At 62.4% G+C, this 2,187-nt stretch carries 2 protein-coding genes; both read right to left on the reverse strand.

From position 1 onward, the window contains the following. Positions 1-246: 246 nt before the first annotated feature. Positions 247-1,104 carry a glycine-rich domain-containing protein gene (locus AC1D0Z_RS20055; RefSeq protein ID WP_477659927.1) on the reverse strand — a complete coding sequence of 286 codons (858 nt, stop codon included), beginning with the start codon at positions 1,102-1,104 and terminating at the stop codon, positions 247-249. Next, a complete protein-coding gene (gene murB, locus AC1D0Z_RS20060; RefSeq protein WP_477659928.1) occupies positions 1,104-2,168 on the reverse strand; it encodes a UDP-N-acetylmuramate dehydrogenase in 1,065 nt (354 codons plus the stop codon). Before murB ends, AC1D0Z_RS20055 begins: the two co-directional genes overlap by 1 nt. Positions 2,169-2,187 lie beyond the last annotated feature (19 nt).

Consider the following 2,187-nt stretch of genomic DNA (forward strand, 5'->3'; position numbering starts at 1 on the left):
TGGGAGTACAGCTTTGAGCAGTCTTTTGCACATGCGCTGCTTGGTCTGGGTCATTTGCTCGCGCAGTCACTCTTTTTGACGGGAGTCCAGCAGGGGTGACTCCGAACCCCCGGCCATCGCGGTCTTTTTACGCCAAATTGGCCTCCAGCCCCTGTGGAATTTGCGCAAGCAGCTATTAAAAACATAGCCAACAATAAAGCCGCCTTCAGGCGGCTTTTTTGTTGGCCTTTGGTGCCCCGCCACGCGCTAGTCGCCACCCCCACCGCAACCGCCGCCGCATCCACCACCGTCGCTACCGCCATCACTGCCTGCGTCACTGGAGTTACTGCTATTGCTGTCGGAGCCGCCAAACCCATCCGCATCGCCGCTGTAGCTTCCGTCGGAAAAGCTTTCGCCGCAATAAGCGCCTGCTGAGCCGCCTGTTCCGTCGTCACGCTGAGGCTGGCTGCAGTTGGGCAGGTAATGAAAGCCGTTGGGGATCGCCAGCTTCGCGTCCAGGGCAAACAGCAGCGGCAGGCGGCTGGGTGAACGTGGCTTGATGGCCTCGTCGCGGCAGGCCCAGTACCAGGCGCGCCGCAGGCCGTCGTTGCTGGAAGCGCGGGTGCCCAGGGCCTCGGCCGGTACGTGGTCCATGAAGCGGCCCAGAACCAGGTCGCACCACTCGCGGTAGGCGCGTGTGTGCAGGATGAATTCGTGCCACATGCTGTCGACCACGCGCGACGGCATGGCCACAAACTTGCCCTTGCTGCGCACGCAGGCCAGAAAAAACTGGCGCAGCCCGCGCTCGACCAGTTCGGTGTCTTTGGCGCTCAAGTGYGGGTAGGTGTCGCGCAGCTTGCGCTTGAGGAACTGCGGCAGCGGCGCCTCGCGCACCAGGCGTTGGCGTTCATGCGTGGCCCACACGGCCAGTATCACCATGGCGGCAAACAGCCCGAATACGCCGGCTGCCAGCCCCGCCGGCTTGCGCCAGCCGGCCACGCCGCTCATCATCAACCCCACCCACACGACCATCAGCACGATCGCAAGCTGCCGCGCATGGCGCAGCACCAGGCGGTGCCAGAGCGCGATGTCGGGCCCGGTGTAGAACTTTCCGGCGGTCGCCATCAGACCACCACCGGTTCAGGCTCCAGCAGGATGCCAAAGCGTTCGTACACACTGGTCTGGATGGACTTGGCCAGCGTCATGACCTCACCGCCGGTGACCGGGTCGGCGGTGCCGCCGCGGTTGACCAGCACCAGTGCCTGTTTTTCATAAACACCGGCATTGCCGATGGTCTTGCCCTTCCAGCCGCAGGCGTCAATAAGCCATCCGGCGGCCAGCTTGACCGTGCCGTCGGCGAGGTGGTAGTGAACGATTTTGGGCTCCCTCTGGATGATGTCGGCGCACTGCTCGGGCGAGACGGTCGGGTTCTTGAAAAAGCTGCCGGCGTTGCCAATGACCTGCGGGTCGGGCAGCTTGGCTTTGCGGATTTCGCAGATCCAGTCATAAATTTGCTGGGCGTCGGGCGCCTGGATGCCGGTCTGCGCCATTTTTTTGTCAATGTCGGCGTAGCCCAGCACCGGCTTCCACGCCTTGGGAAGGGCAAACCGTACCCGCGTGATAAGCGCCTTGCCTTCCAGCCCAAACCCATGACCGCCCGGTGCCGGCGCCGAACTGCTGTGTTTGAACACTGAATCACGGTAGCCAAACGCGCACTGCGCGGCATTGAGGGTAAAGGGCAGGCCGGTCGTCAAGTCGATGGCGTCGAGCGACTCAAAGCGGTCTTGCAGCTCCACGCCATAGGCGCCGATGTTCTGCACCGGTGAGGCACCGACCGTGCCGGGGATTAATGCCAGGTTTTCCAGGCCGGGGTAGCTGTTTTGCAGCGTCCATGTGACAAGGTCGTGCCAGTTTTCACCGGCGCCTGCCTCAATGATCCAGGACTTGGTGTCTTCGCGGAGCAAGCGCTTGCCCATGATTTCGACCTTGAGCACCAGGGGCTTGACGTCGCCGGTCAGCACAATGTTGCTTCCGCCGCCCAAGACAAACTTGGAGGCGGCTTTCAGGGCCGGGTCCTGTAAAGCTGCGGCAATATCGGCTTCCTGGGCCACCCGCACGAGAGTCAGTGCCTTGGCGACGATGCCAAAGGTGTTGGAATGCTGGAGTGGAACGTTTTTCTCGACTAACATCCGGGTGATTGTCTCACTC

The sequence above is a fragment of the Polaromonas sp. P1_E3 genome, from assembly GCF_056405935.1.

Coding starts and splice junctions, on each gene's coding strand:
- murB (WP_477659928.1), bottom strand. CDS start 2,168: ATGTTAGTCGAGAAAAACGTTCCACTCCAGCATTCCAACACCTTTGGC.